Raw genomic sequence first — 20,714 nt, forward strand, 5'->3', positions numbered from 1 at the left:
TCCCTCGGCACTCGCCCCGGCACTCGTCCCGGTGCTCTCACGGATACGGACGGCACCGGCACCGTCCGTGGACGACCCGGCTCCCGCTTTTCACCCGATCGGGTAATAACGGTCCGACCGGGGGCGCGGGCCCGGGCGGACGAGGGCCACCGCCCGCGTGCCATGCTCGGAACCATGAGCACCGTCACCGCCGCGCCCGCGACCCCCGCCGCCCCCGTGATCCCCGCACCGGGGGCCGGCCCGCGGCAGCCGTCCCCGGCCGGCGGCGACCCCGCGGTCCGCGCGGCCACGCTCCGCAACCCGGTCGGCGCCCATGTGCCGGTGGCCGCCCGGGGGCTGGCCGGGACCGGTCTGGCGTACGCCCGGCGGGTGGGCGCCGAGACGGTGCAGGTGTTCGTCGCGAACCCGCGCGGCTGGGCGACGCCGGCCGGCAACCCGGCCCAGGACGAGGAGTTCCGCGCGGCCTGCGCGGAGGAGGCGATCCCCGCCTACGTACACGCGCCGTACCTGATCAACTTCGGCTCGGACAACCCGGCGACCCGGGAGCGCTCGGCCGACTCGCTGCGCCACTCCCTGCGGCGCGGCCACGCCATCGGCGCGCTCGGCGTGGTGCTGCACACCGGTTCGGCGGTCGGCTCCGCCCCTGGCGGCGGCTCGCGACGGGCCGAGGCGATGGCCCAGGTGCGGGCGGACGTACGGCCGCTGCTGGACGAGCTCGACGCGCTCGGCGAGGACGCGCCGTGGCTGCTGTTGGAGCCCACGGCCGGCCAAGGCAGCTCGCTCTGCGCGCGGATGGAGGACCTCGCCGCCTACCTGGACGCGCTGGACGGCCACCCGAAGGTCGGGGTCTGCCTGGACACCTGCCACGCCTTCGCGGCCGGCCACGACCTGGCGGCGCCGGGCGGCGTCCGGGAGACGCTGGACGCCCTGGTCGCGGCCACCGGCCCGGGGCGGCTGCGGCTGATCCACGCCAACGACTCCGAGGACACCGTCGGCGCCCGCAAGGACCGGCACGCCAACATCGGCGCGGGCCACATCGGCGCCGAGCCCTTCCGCGCGCTCTTCGAGCACCCCGCCACGGCCGGCGTCCCCCTGATCGTCGAGACCCCGGACCGCAAGCACGGCGGCGAGGGCGCCGGCCACACCCTCGACATCGCCACCCTGAAGGGACTCCGGGCGCGCGCCACCTCGCCCACCTCGCCGCGTCCGGCCACGGTGGGCGGGGTCAGCAGCTGATGGTGCCCCGGCGAAGGGCGTGGCCGCCGGTGTTGCTGTCGTCGGACCAGTAGACGGGCTTGCTGCCGCCCGCGCACTCGGTGGCGCCGGCGATCGAGAAGCCCTCGTTGTTGAGGTTCGGCATGCCGGTCGGGCGGTTGTAGACGGCGGTGGTGGCGAACACGCCGGACGCGTCGACCTTCAGGGTGCGGTGCTGACCGTTGCAGGTGTCGTCGCAGACCACCCAGAGCCGCGCGGCCTGCGGCTCCCACTGCACCTCCATCACCCCGGCCAGACCGGTGCCGATGGAGGCGACCCGGGTGAAGGAGCCGCTGTCCTGGAGGACGAAGCCGTACACGTTGCCGGTGCCCTCGACGCCGAGGAAGAACACCCCGCCGGTGTGGGCGGCGTACCCGGCCGGGTCGTAGGCCGCGCCGGTCGACTCGTCCCTGAACCCGGCGGCGGTCAGCGCGCCGTCCGGGACCCAGGCGATGCCCTCGAAGCCGGCGTTGGAGCCGACCGACGGCAGGTTGGCGGTGAGGTTCCACTCCCTGGCGGCGGTCAGCGTGCCGCCGGTGCCGCCGACGTCGTAGCGCAGGACGGACAGCCGGCTGGTGCCGGACGCGTCGCCGTCGCGCTCGCTGGAGACGAAGACGCCGCCCGCCGCGCCGGCCGAGGTGACGGTCACGCCCTCGCTGTCGGGGCTGCCCGTGCCGCCCGGGAAGCGCAGCGTCTTGCCGGAGCTCCAGCCGGAGGCCGGGTCGGGCGTCCAGCCGCCGGAGCCGTCGGGCAGCAGACGCCAGAGCTTGCCGGAGTTCTGCGCGCCCCACAGCACGCCGCCCTCCTGGTAGAGGCCGCTGAGGTCGGACCCGAAGACGTTCGAGGCGTCGGCGGTGGCGACGGCGCTGCCGCCGGGCCACGCCACCGGGGTGCCGCCGCCGGCGCCGCAGCTGTTGGCCGCGCCCAGGGTGAGCTGGGCCTGGGCGAAGGCGCCGGTGCCGTCGGGGCAGCGCGACCAGGACGGCGCGGAGTGGGTGCTCCAGGTGAAGCTGTCGACCAGGGTGCTGCCGTTCGGCAGGTACAGCCGGGCCTTGTCCGCGGAGCCGAGGCCGAAGGCGTTGTGGACGTCGAAGGCCTTGAACGCGCCGGCGGCCAGGGTGGTGCCGGCCGCGATCTGGTAGCGGGAGCCGTTGTTGTCGTCCTTCAGGACCCAGCCGGAGAGGTCGACGGCGGCGGTGCCCTTGTTGACGAGCTCGATCGAGTCGTTGACGGATCCGGTGGTCACCACCTCGTTGATCCGGATGTCGTCGGCCGGCGCGGCACCGGCCGGGGACACCCCGAACACGCCGGTGGCCAGCACGGGGCCGAGGGCGGCGGCGAGGAGGAGGGCGAGGCTCCGGCGCCGACGCGGTGCACGCGATGCGGTCACGATGTCCGTCCTGGGGGGAGTGCTGACAGGGCGGCACCACGGTCCCGGTGGCCCGCCAACGCAGCGACGCCGGCAGGCGAGCGTCGTGTGAACGCCGGACGAACCACGGCACGCGGTCACCCCCTTCCAGCAGTCTGCGCGCACCCGCCCCACCCGCACCACCGGGAGGAGCGGCCCCCGCACACCGCGCCGTGCGTACGCCGTCGGCCGCGCTCGGGCTGCCGGGTCACGCGGCCGGTGCGAGGCTGGGACGAGTGATGCCCACGCGTGGTCCCGACGCGTGGTCCCGACGCGTGACGCCGACGAGCGAGGGTCCCCCGATGAGTCCGACCCGGAAACTGGCCGAGCTGCCCTGCGGACACCGCAGCAAGTGGGTGGTACTGGCCCTGTGGCTGGTGCTGCTCGTGGTGGCGGGCCCGCTGGCGGGCAAGCTCACCGACGCCGAGGACAACCAGGCCTCCAGTTGGCTGCCCGGCAGCGCCGAGTCCACCCAGGTGCTCAACGAGCAGCGCGCGTTCCAACCCGTGGACACCGCCCAGGCGGTGGTGGTCTACGTCCGGGACGGCGGCATCACGGCCGCCGACAAGGTCGAGGCCGCCCGGGACGCCGCGGCCTTCGCCGCCACCCCGCACGTGGTCGGCCGGATCACCGGGCCGGTGGAGTCCGCGGACGGCCAGGCCCTGCAGACCATCGTGCCGGTGGACATCGGCACCGGCGGCTGGCAGGACCTGCGCCCGGCGGTGGACAGCATGCGCGCCACCGCCGCCGAGAACAGCCTCGGCATGACCACCCACGTCACCGGCCCGGCCGGGATCGGCGCCGACCAGGCGGAGGCCTTCGCCGGGATCGACTCCACCCTGCTCGCCGCCACCGTCAGCGTGGTGATCGTGCTGCTGCTGCTCACCTACCGCAGCCCGGTGCTGTGGATCCTGCCGCTGTTCTCGGCGGCCGGGGCGCTGGTGGTCTCCCAGGCGGTGATCTACCTGCTGGCCGACCACGCCGGGCTGACCGTCAACGCGCAGAGCGCCGGCATCCTCATCGTGCTGGTGCTCGGCGCGGGGACGGACTACGCCCTGCTGCTCACCGCCCGCTATCGCGAGGAACTGCGCCGGCACGAGGACCGGCACGAGGCGATGGCCTTCGCCCTGCACCGGGCCGGTCCGGCGATCCTCGCCTCCTCCGCGACCGTGGTCGCCTCGATGCTCTGCCTGCTGGTCGCCGAGATGAACTCGACCAGCGGCCTCGGCCCGGTCTGCGCGATCGGCGTACTGGTGGCGCTGGTCGCGATGCTGACCCTGCTGCCCGCGCTGCTGGTGATCCTCGGACGCTGGGTGTTCTGGCCGGTGAAGCCCGCCTACGGCACACCCGAACCGACGAAGACCGGGCGCTGGGCGCATGTCGGCGGGTGGATCGGGCAGCGGCCTCGCAAGGTCTGGATCGGCACCGCGCTGGCCCTCGCGGCCTGCTGCGTCGGGCTGGTCTCGCTGAACGCGACCGGGCTGAGCACGGCCGGCACCTTCACCGGGAAGCCGGACTCGGTGGTCGGCCAGCAGGCGCTGGCGGCGCACTTCCCGGCCGGTACGGGCGCGCCGCTGACCGTCATCTCCGCGGGCGGCGAGGCCGGCGTGGTCCGCGAGGCGACCCGGGCGACGCCCGGGGTGGCGAGCACCACGGATCCGGTGGTCCACGACGGGCGGGCGCTGTTCCAGGCGACGCTCACCGATCCGCCGGACAGTCAGGCCGCCGAGGACACCGTGGACCGGCTGCGGACCGCCGTGCACGCCGTGCCGAACGCCGATGCCCAGGTGGGCGGTTCGACGGCGGTGATCCTGGACGCGGGCCGGGCCGCGACCTCGGACAACCGGACGATCATCCCGCTGGTGCTGGGCGTGGTGCTGGTGATCCTGGCGCTGCTGCTGCGCGCGGTCACCGCGCCGCTGGTGCTGATCGCCACCGTCGTCCTCTCCTATGCGGCGGCGCTGGGCATCAGCGCGTTCTTCTTCGAGCACGTCTTCCACTTCGAGGGGCAGGACAACGCCTTCCCGCTGTTCGTCTTCGTCTTCCTGGTGGCGCTGGGGATCGACTACAACATCTTCCTGATGACCCGGGTGCGCGAGGAGGCCGCCCAGCACGGCACCCGGCCGGGGGCGGTGGCCGGGCTGGCCGCGACCGGCGGCGTCATCACCTCGGCCGGTCTGATCCTGGCCAGCACCTTCGCCGTCCTGGGCACCCTGCCAGTGGTCGGGTTCGCCGAGATCGGCTTCGCGGTGGCCCTCGGCGTGCTGCTGGACACCCTGGTGGTGCGCTCCGTCCTGGTGACCGCGCTGACCATGGACCTGGACCGGCATATGTGGTGGCCGAGCCCGTTGTCCGGACAAGTTCCGCCGTCCAGGGAGGAGTTGGCCAGACAGCTTTAGGTTGCCGACGAGTTCATGTGGTTGTCGTTCGCCGTCTGGACGAGCGTGGCCCCGCCGCGGGCTGAGACCCTTCGCGTCGCCCGGCGGTCCGCCGGGGTCAGCCGGCCCCGGTGAACCGCCGGTAGGCGGCGGCCAGCCCGGCGTCCAGCGGGCGGCCCCGCACCGTGATGCCGGACGGGCCCAACTCGTCGAGGGCGGTGGGTGCTTCGCCCTCCGGCCGGTCGGCGGGGGCGGGCACGCTGCCGCGCCAGAAGACGTCGAGCAGTTCGGCGAGCGGTCGTTCCGCACGGTCCACGAGGTCACGGTCCACGAGGTCACGCTCCGATCGGGTCGGCGGACAGGGTGAGCAGCTCGCGCAGCCGCTCGGTGGGCAGTTCGGCCAGCCACTGCTCGCCGCCGCCGACCGCCGCCTCGGCCAGGACGCGCTTGGCGGCGAGCAGTTCGTCGATCCGCTCCTCGACCGTGCCCGCGCAGACCAGCCGCCGCACCTGCACGTCGCGGCGCTGCCCGATCCGGTGCGCCCGGTCGGTGGCCTGGTCCTCGACCGCCGGGTTCCACCAGCGGTCCAGGTGGACGACCTGGTTGGCGGCCGTCAGATTGAGCCCGGTGCCGCCCGCCTTCAGCGACAGCAGGAACACCCGCGGCCCGTCCGGCGACTGGAACCGCTCGACCATGGCGTCCCGCTTCCCGCGCGGCACCCCGCCGTGCAGGTAGAGCACCTCCTCGCCCAACTTCCGCCGCAGATAGGGGCGGAGCATCGTGCCGAACTCGGCGTACTGGGTGAAGACCAGCGCCCGGTCCCCCTCCGCCAGCGCCTCCGCCAGCAGCTCGACCAGCCGCTCCACCTTGCCCGAGCGGCCCGCCACCGCCGTGCCGTCGTGCAGCAGTTGGGCCGGATGGTTGCAGACCTGCTTGAGCCGGCCGATCGCCGCCAGCACCGCGCCCTTGCGCTCGACGCCGCGCAGCCCGGCCAGCCGCTCCAGCAGGTCGGCCACCACCGCCCGGTAGAGCCCGGCCTGTTCGGCGGTCAGCGAGCAGTGGACGGTGAACTCCTGCTTGGCGGGCAGGTCCTGGACGATCAGCGGGTCGCTCTTGCGGCGGCGCAGCAGGAACGGTCCGGTGACCCGCCGCAGCCGGGCCGCCGCGTCCACGCTGCCGGTCTGCTCGACGGGGTTGGCGAACCGCTCCCGGAACGACTCCGCGCTGCCGAACAGCCCCGGGTTGGCGAAGTCCAGGACGGCGTGCAGATCGGCCAGCCGGTTCTCCACCGGGGTGCCGGTGAGCGCGATCCGCGGGCCGGAGCGCAGCGAGCGCAGGGCCCGGGACTGCCGGGCCGCCCGGTTCTTGAGGTGCTGCGCCTCGTCGGCGACGATCCGCCGCCAGTGGACGCGCCGCAGCGCGGCGACGTCGCGTTGGACCACGCCGTAGGTGGTGATCACCAGGTCCGCGAGGTCCTCGTGCGCGTCATGAGCCTCGTGGTCCGCCGCTCCGGGCGCGGTGCGGTCGGGGCCGTGGTGGACGTGCACCCGCAGGCCCGGCGCGAACACGGCGGCCTCCCGGCGCCAGTTGCCGACCAGCGACATCGGGCAGACCAGCAGGACCGGGCCGCGCGCCCCGCGTTCCCGCTCCAGGGCGAGCAGGGCGAGGGTCTGCACCGTCTTGCCGAGGCCCATGTCGTCGGCCAGGACGGCGCCCAGGCCGAGCCGGCCGAGCGCGTCCAGCCAGGCCAACCCCCGTCGCTGGTACGGGCGGAGGGTGCCGGTGAAGCCCTCGGGCAGCTCCGGGACGCGGTCCGCCGGGCCCGGCCGACCGGCCAGCAGGTCACCGATCGGCCCGGTGGCGTGCACGGCGGTGACCGGCAGCCCGTCCACCGCCGCGCCGTCATCCACGGCCAGCCGCAGCAGCTCGACGGGCGCCATGGTGCCGCTGCCATGCTCGGCCAGGAACCGTACGGCGGCGGCGAGTTGGGCCTGGTCGACCTCGACCCAGCGGCCCCGCAGCCGGACCAGGCCCTGCTGGGCGGCGGCGAGGTCCGCCAGCTCCCGCTCGGTGAGCGTGACCTCGCCCAGGGCGACGCGCCACTCGAAGGCCAGCACGGCGTCCCGGTCGACCTGCGCGGTGCGCCGCACGGCCGCCGTGCCGTCGGCGGGGGAGCCCGCCGTCAGGACCAGGCCGAGCCGGGGGCGGCGCTGCCACCACGCGGGCAGCAGCACGCCGAAGCCCGCGGCGGTGAGCGCGGGCGCGCCCTCGCGCAGGAAGCGCAGCGCGCCGGCCCGGTCGAGCCGGGCCTCGGTGGGAAAGGCGCCGGTGAGCAGGGCCCGCAGCTCGGGGGCCACCCGGACGGCGCGCGCCAGCTCGGCGTGGAAGGCCTCCGCCGGGTCACCCGCCGAGGCGGGGAGGACGCGGTCCAGGGCCTCGCGGGCCGGATCGACGGCGCCGGGCCGCAGCGCGGCGGCGGGGACGACCAGGGAGGGGCGGTCGACGGCGCGGACCAGCAGGTCGAGCCGCCAGGAGTCGGCGCCGTCGGGCTCGCCCGGGTCGGGGAGCTCCGCGTCGTGGCCGAGCGGTTCGGTGAGCCGGAAGTCGAGCCGCAGCGGCCCGTCCGCCGGACGGGCGGCCTGCCAGGCGGCGAGCCGTTCGGGCAGCCCGGCGGGCGGGGCCTGGCCGAGCCGGCCGTCGGCGGAGTGGAGGGCGGCGAGGAACGGCTCGGCCGGCGGGCCGAGATCGGCCAGCGCGACCCGGGCCTCCTGGTCGACCAGGGCGTCGAGCAGCCCGGTGAACAGCGCGGCGGCCGACGGCGGCGCGGGCACGGCGGCGGACGCCGTCGCGGATGCCGTCGCGGATGCCGTCGCCGGGTGCTCGGCGCGGCAGACCGGCGGGCAGCCGGCGACGAGCGCGGTCGCCTCCCGGCGGGCCGGCGCGTCCGGGGCGGGCCGCCAGCGGGCGTACCACTCCCCCGCCTCCTCGACCGGCACCGGCAGCAGCCGCCCCCGCCCGACCAGCCGCCACGCCAGGTCGTGCACGGCGGCCAGCCAGCGCACCGAGGCGCCGTACACCAGCTCGGTGGGCGAGCCGTCGGGCAGCTGGACGGTCGCGCCCGGCCAGTGCGGATCGTGCAGCGCGCCCAGCAACTGGGCGGCCTGCGAGCGGTCGAAGAGCAGCGCGGGCACCCGCCACGGGCTCAGCCCCACCCCGCGCGGCACGGCCCCCACCGGCAAGTCGGGCGAGGGGGCGGGCCGCCCGCCGAGGCTGGGCAGCAGCAGCCCGGTCCACCGCTCGACGGCCTGCTCCGCCAGCCAGCCGGGCCCCGGCCCGACCGCCCCCAGCAGCCGCGCCACCTCCCCGGCCGGACAGGCGAACGGGTGCGCCGCCCCGCCCCGGCCGGCCCGCTCGCCCGGTTCGTACCGCTCCCCCCGGTAGACCGCCGCGTCCTCCACCCAGACGGCGAGCCGGCCGTCGGCGCGCCAGAGCGCGTGCAGGGCGTACATCGGGGGCGGCACCTCTCCACGGGACGGACCGGACGACGGGCTTCCCACCCTAGGGGGTGGCTCCTCGAACAGCCCGACCGCTCCGATGGCGGGCCCCGGCGGGGGTCTGTGCCGTGGCTGGAACAGGTTGGCGTGATTCCACGGTTGACTGATCCACTCCGTGGGCACGACGAAGGAGTCCCGGCCGCTTCAGGGCCGGGCATCGGAACTCGATCAAGGGGATGCGGATGTCGGCGATCATTCAGGGCCAGGTCAAGTGGTTCAACGAGAGCAAGGGGTTCGGCTTCATCACCCCCGCTGACGGCAGCAAGGACGTCTTCGTCCACTTCTCGGCGATCCAGGGCAATGGCTTCAAGACCCTCGCCGAGGGCCAGAACGTCCAGTTCGAGATCCAGGACGGCCAGAAGGGCCCCTCCGCCGTCAACGTCACCGCCATCTGACCGGCACCGCACCTGGTGACCCTACCTACCCGGCGGCCCGTCACCACCCGGTTTCCCGGAACCTCCTCCGGTAGCTCCCGTTGCTCCTTACGCTCGCGGCTGCGCCGGGCACACCGTGTGCCCGGCCAGGGAGGAATGCTGTCGTGACGGATCTGCGGACGTACCACTACTACGCCCTGCACGAGGCGGACGCGGAGCGGAGGGGGTACTGGGCCGTGTCGGCGGTCTCTCCGGAGTCGGGCGAGGTGCTGGGCACGATGGCCGGCGAGCTGGCGGTCGGGAGCAGCATGGGGCGGGGCATCCTGTGCGCGAACTCCCGGGGCACCCACCTGTACGCGGGACTGGACGACGGCCTCCACCTCGTGGACACGCAGACCCTCACCGAGGTGTGGGCCGACGACTCCGAGCCGGGGCCGATCCTGAACGACTCGGTGTGGGACGCAGTCGTCGACCACCGGCGGGAGCGGCTCTACGTCGCGGTCGGCAGCGGCGGCGTCGTCGAGATCGACACCACCACCAACACCGTGCTGCGCCGGCTGGAGAGTGCCGACGTGTACGCGGGCGTCGCGGTCTCGTCGGACGGCACGCGGCTGTACGCGGGAAGCTCCGAGGGCGCCCCCAGGGTGAAGGTGCTGAACCTGGCCGACGGGACGGTGGCCGCCACCGTCGAGCTGGCCGGGCTGGAGGTCGGGGTGCTTCCCGACGTCAGCGTCGCACTGAGCGAGGACGGATCGCTCCTGTACACCTCCAGCCGAGACCGCAAGGACTCCCTGGCCGTGGTCGACACCGCCACCTTGACGGTCACGGCCCGAGGGAGCGGGTACACCGAGCTGGTGTGCCCGGACAGGGCCGGGCAGCGCGTCTACGCCGTCGTACGCCGTGGCGTCGGCTTCGAGGGTGTCGTCCTGGCCGCCCGGACCCTGGAGAGGCTCGGAGACTTCCCCCTGGCTCCGGAAGGGAAGGAGTCGGCGGCGGAGATGAGGGCGATGACGGTCGGCCCCGACGGTGCGCTGTGCGTGGCCACTCCAGGAGGGTTCGTCGTCGCCACCCCCGCGGGCGAAGGCCGGTGGGGGTACCAGCAGGTCGAGACCGAAGGCATCGGGGGCGCCGCCGTGGTGGCGGGCGCGGCAACCCGGTACCGGAGTCCGGCGCCCGAGCGGCCCGCCCGCACAGTCGGCGTGATCAAGAGGATCACGCCCGCCTACTTCCACCACGTCCAGACCGGCGAGATGGTCGCGAACACCTACAGCAGCAAGTTCCAGCCCGGCGAGCGGCTGCCGGAGACCACCGAGGTGGTGCAGGGCCACTACACGCGGGGCAGGCAGTTCACCTTCGTCTGGTACCCGATCGGCCTCAGCACCTACAAGTACTTCTACTACGTGCCGTTCTGGGGCATCTACATCGACGGCGACGACATCACCTGGGACGACGCGGCCAGCGCCGCGATCCCCTCGCAGGCCGGCCTCGTCGCCCGGCACAGCGGCAAGCTCGTCGAGGTCACCGGAAGCGGCACCGATGGGCTCGCCGACGGAGCCAGGGCGCAGCAGTGGGAGCGCCGCGACGCGGACCACCAGCGTTTCACCCTGGAGCCGGTGGAGGAGGGCTTCTACCGCATCACCGCCCGGCACAGCGGCAAGGTCCTGGAGGTCGGCGACGCCAGCACCGACAACGGTGCCGCCGTGCGGCAGTGGGAGTGGGACGGCGGCGTCCACCAGCAGTGGCGCCCCGAGCCGGTCGGTGACGGCTGGTACCGCCTGGTGGCGCGGCACAGCGGCCGGGTCCTGCAGATCGCCGTGGGCACCGACGGCGCGCGCAACGGGGCGCCGGTGCGCCAGCAGGAGTGGGCCAACGCCGACCACCAGAAGTTCCGCCTCGACCCCCTGGTCTGAACGCCCGGTGGGACCGCCGAACGGCCACCGGTCCCGATATGCTTCCCCGGCTGGGAGGTGCTTCCGACCCCCTGTCGGGCACCGCACTTCATGACGTGACTTGACGATGGGGTGAGCGCGATGCCTCTTGAGGGCGAGTACGAGCCGAGTCCGGCGCAGTGGGTGCGCGATCAGGTCGAGTTGTACGAGAGTTCGGGCGGTACGGAGGGGTTGACGCTCTGGGACACGGGCCTGCCCGTCATCATCCTCACGACGCGCGGCGTGAAGAGCGGCAAGATCCGCAAGATCCCGCTGATGCGGGTGGAGCACGAGGGGCGGTACGCGGCCGTGGCCTCGAAGGGCGGCTTCCCGGAGCACCCGGTCTGGTACTTCAACGTCAAGGCCGACCCGCTCGTGGAGCTCCAGGACGGTCCGGTCCGCCAGGACATGACGGCCCGCGAGCTCGCCGGGGAGGAGAAGGCCGAGTGGTGGGCGCGCGCGGTCGCCGCGTTCCCGCCGTACGCCGAGTACCAGGAGAAGACCGACCGGGTGATCCCCGTCTTCGTGCTGGAGCCCGTGGGCGGGTAGGAGCCGGGACCCCGGGGGGGTGCACCCGAACGCATCGCCCGACGGGCAGGCCCGGGTGATTGCTCCTACGTTGCGTTGCGAGGGGGTCACCGAAGGAAAGGCGAACACTCCATGGCCGGCAAGTTCGAGCTGTACACCGATGAGAGCGGCATGCACCGGTTCCGGCTCAAGGCGAGCAACGGAACGATCGTGGTGACGGGCGACCCGCAGGAGAACCGGGACGACTGCCTCAAGAGCATCGAGTCGATCCGCAAGCTCGCGCCCTACGCGGAGCTGAAGGAGGCGGCCGCCGGGGTTTCCTAGCCCCTCGGTGGCGCCCCTTCGAGGGCGGGACGCGGGTCGGTGGACAATTCGCCGACCCGCGTTCGTTTGTACGAAAGATCCCTTTGGCCGCCTGCACGCCGGACCCGGACAGAACAAGGTCATGCGTGTCGTCATCGTCACCGAGTCCTTCCCTCCCGAGGTCAACGGCGTCGCCCACAGCGTGCTGCGGACCGCCGAGCACCTGCTCCGCCGGGGACACCAGCCCCTCGTCGTCACACCGGCCCCCGCGCGCGGCGCGCAGAGCCCCTCGCACACCTTCGGCGCCGGCGGGGTGCCGGACGAGCTGCCGGTGGTGCGCGTCCCCTCCGTCCCGCTGCCGGGCTACCCGCAGGTCCGGATCGCGCTGCCGAGCCGTCAGCTCGCCGCCGCGATCGAGGGCCACCGGCCCGACCTCGTCCACCTGGCCAGCCCGTTCGTGCTCGGCGCACGCGGCGCGCAGGTCGCCGCCCGGCTGGGCCTGCCGATCGTCGCCGTCTACCAGACCGACCTCGCCGGGTACGCGCACGCCTACCGGGCCGGGCGCGGGCTCGGCGAGGCCGCCGCCTGGCACCGGATCCGCACCGTCCACGGCCTCGCCGCCCGGACCCTCGCGCCGTCCACCCCCGCCGCCCAGGACCTCACCGCGCACGGGGTCGGCCGGGTCCAGCTCTGGCCGCGCGGCGTGGACTCGGCGCGCTTCCACCCGCGCCACCGCGACGAGGCGCTGCACCGGGCGCTCGCCCCCGGCGGCGAGGTGCTGGTCGGGTACGTCGGGCGGCTCGCGCCGGAGAAGCGGGTGGACCTGCTGGCCGAGACCGCGCGGCTGCCCGGCGTCCGGGTGGTGGTCATCGGCGACGGGCCGTCCGCGCCCGGGCTGAAGGCCGCCATGCCGGGCGCGGTCTTCCTCGGTCGGCGCACCGGCGAGGAGTTGGCCCGGTGCTTCGCGACCCTGGACGTGTTCGTGCACACCGGGCCGCTGGAGACCTTCTGCCAGACCATCCAGGAGGCGATGGCCAGCGGTGTCGCGGTGGTCGGCCCGGCCGCCGGGGGCCCGCTCGACCTGGTGGCGCACCACCGCACCGGCCTGCTCGTGCCGCCCCGCGACGGCGCGGCGGTGGCCCGGGCGGTGACCGCCCTGGCCGGGGACGCGGAGCTGCGGGCCGCGTACGGGCGCGCCGGGCGGGCCGAGGTGACGGCCCGCACCTGGGAGGCGGTCGGGGACCTGCTGCTGCGGCACTACGCCGAGGTGCTGGCGGAGCACCGCGGGGTGCCGGTCGCGGACGTGCTGGGCAGGGAGGCGGCGGCACCGGCGGCCGAGGGTTCGGCGGTCGGACCGGTCGCCCCGCTGACGGAGGAACTGCCCGCATGACCACCGGCCCGCTCCGGATCGTCCGGGTGGCCAACTTCGTCACCCCCGTCTCCGGCGGGCTGCGGACCGCCCTGCGCCACCTCGGCGCGGGCTACCGCGCCGCCGGACACACCCCCGTGCTCCTCGTGCCCGGCGAGCGCCGCACCGTCGAGGAGGACGAGCAGGGGCTGGTCGTCACCCTGCCCGGCCCCGTGCTCCCCGGCAGCGGCGGCTACCGGCTGCTCACTGACCGCCGGGCGGTGGCCGCCGAACTGGAACGGCTCGCCCCCGACCGGCTGGAGGTCTCCGACCGCACCACCCTGCGCTGGACCGGCGCCTGGGCTCGGCGGCATGGCGTGCGCGCCGCGATGGTCTCGCACGAGAGCGCCGTGGGGCTGCTGCGCACCTGGGGCCTGCCCGGCCCGGTCGCCGGGGCGGCGGCGAACCGGCTCAACGGCCGCACCGCCCGGTCCTACGACACGGTGATCTGCACGACCGACTGGGCCGCCGCCGAGTTCCGCCGCCTGGGCGTGCGGAACCTGACGCGCGCGCCGCTCGGCGTGGACCTCGCCACCCTGCGTCCACCGGAGGACGGCGCGCGGGCGGCGGAGCGCGCCCGGTACGCGACGCCGCAGGAGGTGCTGCTGGTGCTCTGCTCCCGGCTCTCCCCCGAGAAACGCCCCGAGCTCGCGCTCGACACCCTGGACGCGCTCCGGTCCGCCGGGCTCGGGGCCGTCCTGGCGGTGGCCGGCACCGGGCCGCTGCGGTCCCGACTGGCCGCGACGGCCGCGCGGCGGCGACTGCCCGTGCACTTCCTCGGCCACCTGGCCGGGCGGGCCGCCGTCGCCGACCTGCTCGGCTGCGCCGACGTGGTGCTCGCGCCGGGCCCGGTGGAGACCTTCGGCCTGGCCGCGCTGGAGGCGCTCGCCTGCGGCACCCCGGTCGCGGTCCACCGCGGATCGGCGCTGCCCGAGTTGGTCGGCACGGCCGGCGTGGCCGCCGAACCGACCGGCGCGGGGTTCGCGGAAGCGGTGCGCGAACTCCTCGCGCGCCCCGAGCCGGCCCGCCGCGCCGCCGCCCGCGCCCAGGCCGAACGGTACGGCTGGCCGGCGGCGGTGGCCGCCTTCCTCGCCGCCCACGGCGCGGCGCCGGTCACGGCCCGCTGAGGCGGTCGGCGGCGCGGCGCGACGGAGTGGGAAGTCGATCCCGCCGACTTCCCACTCCGGTGGACGGACGACGGCGGGACAGCGGAAGGAACGGCCGGGCCGGAGGGTCCGGGAATGGGTGTGGGAACGGGTGTGGGAGGTGCGATGAACACGATCGCGGCGGTGGACGACGGAGGCGGCACCGTACCGGGTGCCGCACAGGGAGCGAACCGCCCGGACGGGCGAAGGACCGGCGGACCCGTGCGGTTCGTGGCCCTCGGCGACTCGCTCACCGAGGGCATCGGCGATCCGATCGCCGACGGATGGCGCGGCTGGGCGGCCCTGCTCGCCCGGTCGCTGGCCCCGCCGCAGACCGGGGTCGAGTTCACCAACCTGGCGCGCAGCGGCGCGCTCGCCACCGACCTGACCACGGAGCAACTGCCGTCGGCCCTCGCGCTGCGGCCGCAGTTCGCCGCTGTGGTGGCCGGCGGCAACGACACCCTGCGGTCCGGCTTCAATGTGGAGCACACCACCCTGGCGCTCGACACCGTCCTCGGTCGGCTCACCGACAGCGGCGCCCTGGTGCTGACCGCCTGTCTGCCCGACCCGGGCGCCCTGCTCCGCCTGCCCCGGCCGCTCGCCCGCCCGCTCGCCCGACGGATGCGCGCGGTGAACACGGTGGTGCACGCCCTCTCCGTCCGCCACCGGGCCGTCCACCTGCACCTCGCCGAACTGCCCTGGACGGCGGAGCGGCACCTGCTCAGCGTCGACCGGCTGCACCCGAGCGCCGAGGGCCACCACCTGATCGCCCGCGGGTTCCACGACCTCCTCGCCACCGCCGGCCGCCCGCTCGGCCCGGCACCCGTCCCGCAACCGACCGAGCCCCCGCCCGGCACCCTGGCCGACCTCTGGTGGATGGCCACCCGGGGCACCCGCTGGGTCGCCGACCGCAGCACCGACCTGCTCCCGGGCCTGCTCGCCCTCGCCGCCGTCGAGGGCTACGCCCACCTGCGCGGCACCACCGACCACCACGACCGCCGAATGACCCGGGCAACCACCACCGCCCTCGCCACCCTCCCCCACCCCACCAGGGAGGAGCCGGCCTGACGCCACGCACACCCGGAGCAGGAAGTCGACGACGTCGACTTCCTGCTCCGCACCGCCCGTCGGGCGCTCACATCCACGGCTCAGCGACTCGGCGAGCCCGTCCGCCATCCCGCCCGACCAGCCCAGCTCACCGCGGACGCAGCCCCGGCACGCGGGCCTGCACCCCGACGGCGGACACGCCGTCGGCCAGCCTCGGCGACCACGGCGAGGAGGTCGAGCCGCCGATGCGCCGAGGTCGTCGGCTGCGAGCAAGGTCTCGTGGCGGCTGCGCAGGACCGTGGTCGCGTCGTAGGCCGGGTCACCCGCGTGTCCCTCGGGGTCGATGGCCGGCCAGGGTTCGCGTTCGGCCCGCAGCACGTTCCCGACGTGCTGCGGGCCGCCGTGGACGAGGGCGTCCGGTTGGTCGCGGTCGGGCTCGCGAGTGGCCGCGACGGCAGCCGCGATCACCCGACACGGGAGCGAGTCCGGCAACCGTGCCGCGTCCCGGCGCAGTCGCGCGGCCGGGCAGCCGGGACGGCGAGCCGGCCTGCCAGAGCCACCGCCTCGTCGACGTCCGGGTGATCGGCGAGGCTGTCCGTCGACGCCCGCTTCCGCAGCATCGCGCAGCAGTCGTCGGTACTGCGGCGCGGAAGGGCCGCATCACGCCCCGTCGGCCGTCCGCGTGGGGAGGAGCATCGCGACACCCGCCGTGCCTGACCGGCACGGCGGGTGCGCAGTCCCGGCGCTCCGGCAACTCCGCGAGCAGCGGTGGCAGCCCGGCGAGCCACACCCGGGCGACCCGGCCGACGGGCGGGCGAACGGGTGCCTGGAACCGGGGCACCGCATCAGCGTGTCGTGACTCATGACCGACTGGACGAAGGGGGCGCAGATGGTGGCGGAGGGCTCGGGGCGGGAGTTGTTGGCGGCGGCCGGGGTGCTGTTTCCGGACGAGCGGGGGCGGGTTCTGGTGGTCCGGTTGCCGTACGACCGGAAGCACCCGGTGGCGGTGCCGGGCGGGGGTTGGGACCCGGAGGACGGTTCGCCGCGGCGGACGGCGTTGCGCGAGATCGAGGAGGAGTTGGGCTTCACGCCCCGATTGGGGCCGCTGGCCTGCCTCGACTGGACCCTGGACGACCACCGCCCGCCGATCGCCGCCCACCTCTACTGGGCCGATCCGCTGACACCGGAGCAGGCCGCGGCGTTCACGCCGGACCGTGCCGAGGTGGGCGGCTGGGCCTGGCTGACACCGGAACAGGCGAGCCGTGCGCTGCCGCCCCGGCTCTCCCGGCGGGTGACGGCCTGTCTGCGGGCACCCCGCTCGGCCGGCCCGCTGGAGCTGGAGGACGGCCTGCCGGTCGGGCCGGCCGGCGATGTGCCGGCCCCCGGGCCGGTTCCCGTGTACACCGGCGCGGCGGGGCTGTCCGAGCTCTCCGCCTGGTGGCCGTCGGCGGCCGGAGGCCCCGCCCCCGACGGGCCGCCGCTCCTGGAGCGGGACGCCTACATCGCCAGTCGGCCGCGGATCCGGGCCAAGGCGCGGACGGTGTTCACGGACCGCGCGGGCCGCGTCCTGCTGGTGCGGCAGCGGCCGTGGGACCTTCCGGGCGGAGAGGTGCCGTACTGGACCCTGCCGGGCGGCGGCATCGAGGCGGACCGGGAACTGCCCCGAGCGGCGGCCCGCCGGGAGGTCCGGGAGGAGCTGGGCTGGTCCTGCGAGCCGGGGCGGCTGCTGGCGCTGGACTGGCTGCCCGGCCGGGCGGCCGATCCGACGGCGGTCCGGAACACCGCCTTGCTGGTGTACCTGTTCGACGGGGGCACGGTGGACGAGGAGCAGCTCGCGTCGATCGTGCTGCCCCCGGAGGAACTGGTCGAGTGGCGGCTCTGCGAACCGGCGGAGGCGCGGGCGCTGCTGACGCCCGCGTCCTGGTCCCGGACAGCGGCCGCGCTGGCGGCGCGGAACCGGCCGGGCGGCCCGGCCGAACTGGTCGGCGGGTACCCGGCCGGCTGAGCCCTGCCCTCCGCGACGGCCCTCCGCGACGGCCGTTCGCGACGGCCGTCCGGGCCGGCTCCCGGCCGGTGGGACAGGCGGCGTCCCGCCGGTCCACACTGGCCGTATGCAGAACATGCAGAACACGCGGCACCCGGCACCTTCCGGGGATCCGCTCGACGTCGCCCTGGTCGGCCGCCGGGTGACGGCGGTCAGCGGCGGCGACCGGCTCGACCTCACGCTCGACGGTGCGGTGACCGTCCGGGTGGCGCACGAGTTCCGCTTCGCCGGGCGGGCGGCCGTCCAGCACTTCTTCCCCGCGCTGACCTTCCGGCCCACCGGACCACTGCTCGGTCTGGTCGGCCGCGAGGTCGGCTCCGCGCGGGTGACCCGGGCCGGCGGACTGGAGCTGTCCTTCACCGGCGGCCCCGTGGACGACCGCGAGGCCGACGGCGGCGAGACACTGTCCGTCCCGCCGCACGCGCTGATCGCGCCGTGGAGCGTGTTCACACCCGACGGCACGATCAGCGCGGGGCTCCCCGGCGGCGCGGTCGCCGGACCGGAGGAGCCCCTCGGCTGACCTCGGTCAGACCTCCAGGTCGGCCTCGATCTTGGTGAGCTGGTGGCGGGCCATCGCCAGGTTGGCGCGGTTCTTGTCCAGCGCCAGGTAGAGGAAGAGGCCCTTGCCGCTGCGGCCGGTGAGCGGGCGGATCAGGTGGTACTGGCTGCTGAGGGTGATGAGGATGTCCTCGATCCCGTCGCCCAGGCCCAGCATGTCCATGGTGCGCATCTTGGCCCGGACCACGTCGGTGTTGCCCGCGGCGGCGATGTTGAGGTCGAAGCCGCCGGGGCCGTCGAGGGTCGCCAGGGCCATGCCGCTGTTGTAGTCGACCAGAGCGGCGCCGATGGCGCCCTCGATCACGGTCATGGCCTGCTTGAGCGCGCCTGCGGCGTCGGTCATGTCACTGTCTCCACTTCGTCGGTGCATCGGTACGTCGGTACGTCGTCAGCGTCGGTATGTCGTCAGGTCGGTGCAGCGGTATGTCGGTGAACCGGTGCACCGGTGGGCCGGGAGGCCCGGGGTGTCAGTAGTCCCGGGCCTCCCGGGCGTCCTTGGGCAGAAGGGTGTCGTTCAGGAGCGCGGTGATGCGCTGGGCGGAACGGCGGGCCTCCAGGTGCAGGCGGCCGACGTTCGCGTCCGGGTGGGCGAGGAGGGTGAGCACGCAGCTGCCTCCCGCCGCGTAGGTGGCGACATAGCCGTGCTCACCGCGGACCAGCGACTCCCGGAAATCCCCCTGGCCAGTGGTGTCGGCGAGCCGTTGGGCCAGGCTGAGCGAGGCGGCGGTCATCGCCGCCAAGCCCGAGGGCTCGGTCCCGTGGGTGTCGTGGGCGACCAGCAGGCCGTCCACACTGGCCACCAGGCCGCCCGCGAGGTGCGGCACCCGGTGCTTGATGGCGCGGAGTTCGGCCAGCAGCTCGGTCTCCAAGGCGATCAGTTGTCTCCTTCCGACACGCTGCTTGAGCGCCCGCCTCATGGCCGTGAGGGCGGGGTCGCGGGCGGAGAGTGGTTCAAAGTCGGGCCTCCAGAAGGGTTCGGACCCGGATCAGCAGCGCGATGTCCGGGTCGGCGGCGGTGAGCGGGAGGGCGGTGGTCTGCGGCCCGGCCGCGGGCGGGGCGGACGGGGCGAAGGGAGCTGGCGGCACCGTCGGCGCGACCGGCGCCGGCCCGTGGCCGGTGAGCGCGGCGAGCGCCGCACCGGGAACGCGAAGGAGCAGACCGCCCGGCTCGCGCGGCGCCGACACCCCGCCGAGCGCACCCGCGACCGGCCCCGACCCCGCCGCACACCCGGCGCCGGGTCCGGGTCCAGCGGTGGCACCAGGTCCGGCCAGCAGACCGCCGGCGCCGAGCCGGCGGACGTCCGCCGTGGTCGCGAACGCGGAACGGCCGAGCAGCCGGGCCAGCTCCGCCGGGGTTCTCCGGCCGTCCGCGTGGTCGAGCAGCTCGCACTGCCGCCGGGTCGGCGGCCGGACCCGGCGGGCGTGGCGCCCCGGGGCGGCGGCGGCCTGCGGGGCCGCCCTTCGCAGCGGCGCGGTGTCGAGCTGCGCCGAGGGCCAGATCCGGTCCAGCAGGTGCCGCCGACGTTCGGCCTCCCGGCGGAGCCGCTCGGCGCCGACGGCGGCCACCGGGCCGAGCCAGTGCCGCATGCCCGGGGCGAAGGTCCAGGAGGCGAGGGTGGCGGGGGTGTCGAGCAGGAAGCAGGCGGCGTCATAGAGGGTGCCGAGGTGGCAGAGTTCGAGTTCGCCGCGGGTGAGCCGGCCCTGCTCGACCAGTGCCTCGCCGACCCGCGCGTACGGGCCGAAGCGGTGGACGGCCTCCTGCCAGGTGTCGCGGTCGAGTCGGCCGCTGACGGTGAGCAGGGTGGCCAGGTCGGGGGCGCGGTCGGACTCGGCGTGGGTGACCAGGCCGTCGACGAGGTAGACGGTTCCGGCGGGCCCGCGCAGGGCTCCGGTGGCCCGTTCGCCGGCGAGCCGTTCGACGGCCGCGCCGGGGGTCCAGCCGGGGGCGACGGCGACCGGGAGCACGGGCGCCACCGGCCCGGCCGGTGGCCGAAAGCCGACCTCGGTGCCGACCTCGGTGCTCGCCTCGGCGGCCGGGTCGCTGGTGACGGGGTTCGTCATCCGAGCACCAGTTCCTCGGCGAGCGACTGGAGGCGGTAGCGGGCGCCGGCGAGGTTGCCCTCGGCCCGGTCCAGCCAGAGGTGCAGGACGAGTCGGCTGTCGAAGACGGTATCGATGAAGCAAAGGAGGTGGTAACTGCGGCCCGCGGTCAGGATGATGTCCTGCAACGGTGCCTTGTGGTCCTCCGCCGCGGTGAAGGTCGAGCCCTCGACGGCTGCCCGGACCAGGTCGGTCGCCTCCGCCGCCGTGGTGTCGTGGTCGCCGGTCGGACTGACTCCGACGCTGCCCAGGGCGAGTCCGCTGCTCCAGTCGATCAGACTGGCGGCGCGGGCCCCGGTGATCGCCATCGCCTGGGACAGGCACTCGTCGATACCCGGCACTCGGGCTCCTTCGGAGGGTTCGGGGAGGAAGCGGCGCAGGAGGCCGGCGCGGGGCATGGCCCCCGGGCGCCGGGTCGACCGCCACGACCAGTGGCGGGTTCGACACGGAAGGCTACTGCCGGATCCCGTACGACGAACATTCCAATGGCATATTCACACCACAATCAGGTGTTTTCAGCCATCCTTTGACGGACCGTCAGGTCGAGATCCTCGGCATCACCGCTGCCCGGACGCCCGTACGTGACACGAACGAACGAGCCACCTGCTGCGGGACCTTGGCCGATTGTCGGCCACGACGGCGGGTTTCGAGCCACGGGTGCGATAGGGCCGAAGGCACCCGGATC

General features: G+C 75.0%; 18 protein-coding genes. 11 read left to right on the forward strand and 7 right to left on the reverse strand.

The features are described from left to right. Positions 1-174: 174 nt before the first annotated feature. Positions 175-1,236 (forward strand): deoxyribonuclease IV, encoded by a 1,062-nt coding sequence (locus ACFP3U_RS14310; RefSeq protein WP_380225856.1) that lies wholly within the window; start codon positions 175-177, stop codon positions 1,234-1,236. Here the strand turns inward: ACFP3U_RS14310 and ACFP3U_RS14315 are convergent. After that, the gene (locus ACFP3U_RS14315; RefSeq protein ID WP_380225857.1) at positions 1,226-2,644 is read right to left on the reverse strand and encodes a lamin tail domain-containing protein; all 1,419 of its coding nucleotides are present in this window, start codon (positions 2,642-2,644) and stop codon (positions 1,226-1,228) included. The genes ACFP3U_RS14310 and ACFP3U_RS14315 overlap by 11 nt on opposite strands. 320 nt (positions 2,645-2,964) lie before the next feature. Here ACFP3U_RS14315 and ACFP3U_RS14320 point away from each other — a divergent pair, with 320 nt between their 5' ends. Further along, complete coding sequence (locus ACFP3U_RS14320; protein ID WP_380225858.1) at positions 2,965-5,061, forward strand: MMPL family transporter; 2,097 nt, start codon at positions 2,965-2,967, stop codon at positions 5,059-5,061. A gap of 97 nt (positions 5,062-5,158) precedes the next feature. Here the strand turns inward: ACFP3U_RS14320 and ACFP3U_RS14325 are convergent, their stop codons facing one another. Further along, a complete protein-coding gene (locus ACFP3U_RS14325) occupies positions 5,159-5,371 on the reverse strand; it encodes a hypothetical protein (RefSeq protein ID WP_380225859.1) in 213 nt (70 codons plus the stop codon). 4 nt (positions 5,372-5,375) lie between these two features. Next, positions 5,376-8,549 (reverse strand): DEAD/DEAH box helicase, encoded by a 3,174-nt coding sequence (locus ACFP3U_RS14330; protein WP_380225860.1) that lies wholly within the window; start codon positions 8,547-8,549, stop codon positions 5,376-5,378. 236 nt (positions 8,550-8,785) lie between these two features. On the opposite strand from ACFP3U_RS14330, the gene cspE reads away from it, so the two are divergent. The 9 genes from cspE (at position 8,786) to ACFP3U_RS14375 (ending at position 17,891) form a co-directional block, all read left to right on the forward strand. Further along, positions 8,786-8,989: a transcription antiterminator/RNA stability regulator CspE gene (gene cspE / locus ACFP3U_RS14335; protein ID WP_465261963.1), complete on the forward strand. Its 204-nt coding sequence runs from the start codon at positions 8,786-8,788 to the stop codon at positions 8,987-8,989. A gap of 143 nt (positions 8,990-9,132) precedes the next feature. Continuing rightward, positions 9,133-10,878, forward strand: coding sequence for an RICIN domain-containing protein (locus tag ACFP3U_RS14340; RefSeq protein ID WP_380225862.1), 1,746 nt, complete (start codon positions 9,133-9,135; stop codon positions 10,876-10,878). A 120-nt stretch (positions 10,879-10,998) separates the two neighbouring features. Next, positions 10,999-11,445, forward strand: a complete 447-nt coding sequence (locus tag ACFP3U_RS14345; RefSeq protein ID WP_380225863.1) for a nitroreductase family deazaflavin-dependent oxidoreductase — start codon at positions 10,999-11,001, stop codon at positions 11,443-11,445. Between the two features lie 111 nt (positions 11,446-11,556). Further along, complete coding sequence (locus tag ACFP3U_RS14350) at positions 11,557-11,748, forward strand: YegP family protein (protein ID WP_380225864.1); 192 nt, start codon at positions 11,557-11,559, stop codon at positions 11,746-11,748. 121 nt (positions 11,749-11,869) lie between these two features. Beyond that, on the forward strand, positions 11,870-13,117 hold the full coding sequence (locus tag ACFP3U_RS14355; RefSeq protein WP_380225865.1) for a glycosyltransferase family 4 protein: 1,248 nt from the start codon (positions 11,870-11,872) through the stop codon (positions 13,115-13,117). Continuing rightward, complete coding sequence (locus tag ACFP3U_RS14360) at positions 13,114-14,262, forward strand: glycosyltransferase (protein ID WP_380225866.1); 1,149 nt, start codon at positions 13,114-13,116, stop codon at positions 14,260-14,262. Before ACFP3U_RS14355 ends, ACFP3U_RS14360 begins: the two co-directional genes overlap by 4 nt. Before the next feature lie 240 nt (positions 14,263-14,502). Next, the gene (locus tag ACFP3U_RS14365; protein ID WP_380225867.1) at positions 14,503-15,348 is read left to right on the forward strand and encodes an SGNH/GDSL hydrolase family protein; all 846 of its coding nucleotides are present in this window, start codon (positions 14,503-14,505) and stop codon (positions 15,346-15,348) included. Positions 15,349-16,189: 841 nt separating this feature from the next. Continuing rightward, on the forward strand, positions 16,190-17,332 hold the full coding sequence (locus ACFP3U_RS14370) for an NUDIX hydrolase (RefSeq protein ID WP_380225868.1): 1,143 nt from the start codon (positions 16,190-16,192) through the stop codon (positions 17,330-17,332). 106 nt (positions 17,333-17,438) lie between these two features. After that, positions 17,439-17,891 (forward strand): DUF6188 family protein, encoded by a 453-nt coding sequence (locus ACFP3U_RS14375; protein WP_380225869.1) that lies wholly within the window; start codon positions 17,439-17,441, stop codon positions 17,889-17,891. A 6-nt stretch (positions 17,892-17,897) separates the two neighbouring features. Here ACFP3U_RS14375 and ACFP3U_RS14380 read toward each other — a convergent pair whose 3' ends face one another. The 4 genes from ACFP3U_RS14380 to ACFP3U_RS14395 form a co-directional block, all read right to left on the reverse strand. Continuing rightward, positions 17,898-18,272: a hypothetical protein gene (locus ACFP3U_RS14380; protein WP_380225870.1), complete on the reverse strand. Its 375-nt coding sequence runs from the start codon at positions 18,270-18,272 to the stop codon at positions 17,898-17,900. Positions 18,273-18,396: 124 nt separating this feature from the next. Next, positions 18,397-18,798: a roadblock/LC7 domain-containing protein gene (locus tag ACFP3U_RS14385; RefSeq protein WP_380225871.1), complete on the reverse strand. Its 402-nt coding sequence runs from the start codon at positions 18,796-18,798 to the stop codon at positions 18,397-18,399. A gap of 82 nt (positions 18,799-18,880) precedes the next feature. Beyond that, positions 18,881-19,990 carry a hypothetical protein gene (locus ACFP3U_RS14390; protein ID WP_380225872.1) on the reverse strand — a complete coding sequence of 370 codons (1,110 nt, stop codon included), beginning with the start codon at positions 19,988-19,990 and terminating at the stop codon, positions 18,881-18,883. Beyond that, positions 19,987-20,370 (reverse strand): hypothetical protein, encoded by a 384-nt coding sequence (locus ACFP3U_RS14395; protein ID WP_380225873.1) that lies wholly within the window; start codon positions 20,368-20,370, stop codon positions 19,987-19,989. Before ACFP3U_RS14395 ends, ACFP3U_RS14390 begins: the two co-directional genes overlap by 4 nt. Positions 20,371-20,714: the final 344 nt, after the last annotated feature.

The organism is Kitasatospora misakiensis (assembly GCF_042656005.1).
Taxonomy (GTDB): domain Bacteria; phylum Actinomycetota; class Actinomycetes; order Streptomycetales; family Streptomycetaceae; genus Kitasatospora; species Kitasatospora misakiensis.

Excerpts from the sequence above, each read along its gene's own strand:
- ACFP3U_RS14310 (WP_380225856.1), top strand. The coding sequence starts at position 175 with ATGAGCACCGTCACCGCCGCGCCCGCGACCCCCGCCGCCCCCGTGATC.
- ACFP3U_RS14320 (WP_380225858.1), top strand. The coding sequence starts at position 2,965 with ATGAGTCCGACCCGGAAACTGGCCGAGCTGCCCTGCGGACACCGCAGC.
- ACFP3U_RS14330 (WP_380225860.1), bottom strand. The coding sequence starts at position 8,549 with ATGTACGCCCTGCACGCGCTCTGGCGCGCCGACGGCCGGCTCGCCGTC.
- ACFP3U_RS14345 (WP_380225863.1), top strand. The coding sequence starts at position 10,999 with ATGCCTCTTGAGGGCGAGTACGAGCCGAGTCCGGCGCAGTGGGTGCGC.
- ACFP3U_RS14350 (WP_380225864.1), top strand. The coding sequence starts at position 11,557 with ATGGCCGGCAAGTTCGAGCTGTACACCGATGAGAGCGGCATGCACCGG.
- ACFP3U_RS14355 (WP_380225865.1), top strand. The coding sequence starts at position 11,870 with ATGCGTGTCGTCATCGTCACCGAGTCCTTCCCTCCCGAGGTCAACGGC.
- ACFP3U_RS14360 (WP_380225866.1), top strand. The coding sequence starts at position 13,114 with ATGACCACCGGCCCGCTCCGGATCGTCCGGGTGGCCAACTTCGTCACC.
- ACFP3U_RS14370 (WP_380225868.1), top strand. The coding sequence starts at position 16,190 with ATGACCGACTGGACGAAGGGGGCGCAGATGGTGGCGGAGGGCTCGGGG.
- ACFP3U_RS14375 (WP_380225869.1), top strand. The coding sequence starts at position 17,439 with ATGCAGAACATGCAGAACACGCGGCACCCGGCACCTTCCGGGGATCCG.
- ACFP3U_RS14380 (WP_380225870.1), bottom strand. The coding sequence starts at position 18,272 with ATGACCGACGCCGCAGGCGCGCTCAAGCAGGCCATGACCGTGATCGAG.
- ACFP3U_RS14390 (WP_380225872.1), bottom strand. The coding sequence starts at position 19,990 with ATGACGAACCCCGTCACCAGCGACCCGGCCGCCGAGGCGAGCACCGAG.